The organism is Vibrio sp. YT-19(2023) (genome assembly GCF_033337395.1).
The window spans coordinates 1-545 of sequence record NZ_JAWOQN010001009.1; the positions used below are offsets into that span (position 1 = coordinate 1).

1 protein-coding gene is annotated in these 545 nt (G+C 44.6%); it reads right to left on the reverse strand.

Annotated features, from left to right (window positions below; translation table 11 throughout):
- Positions 1-518: BCCT family transporter (locus R7E78_RS29715; protein WP_318059090.1), on the reverse strand; the 518-nt coding region annotated here is incomplete at its 3' end.
- Positions 519-545 lie beyond the last annotated feature (27 nt).

Genomic DNA, 545 nt, shown 5'->3' on the forward strand with positions numbered 1-545 from the left:
CTCCAACCGTGAACACCCCAATGGAACATGGTCGCGCCCATCGCGAGTGATTTGGCATCGGCTGAATACGCTTCTGCCTTTAGCGGCGTGCCCCACCAATCCATGAAATAGGCCGTTGGCTCAGCCACACTCCAAAAGAGAAGACCAATACCCATACCTGCAGCAAACAGCATTGATAACCATGAAACGGTTGAATGATCCGGCGTCGCCTCTTTACCGCCTAAACGAATCTTACCTAATGGCGAGAAAAGCAGAGCAACAGCGAACAATAAGAAGAAATTGGTAGACCACATAAAGAATGCATCAAACTGTTCAATAATTCCGTTTTTGATCCCGTTTAATGCGTCGCGAGCGGTAACTGGCTCGACAAGAAGAAGTGAAATAAGACAGAAAACAACGAGACCAGCACTGATGCCGAATACGGGATTGTGTATATCGAAGCCCCATTTTTGAACGTTGTCTTGGCCAACCTGATAGTCTGTTGTGTCGATACTATATTTTTTAAATGCATTATCCATAAATACAAATTTAACGTAATTTGAAAC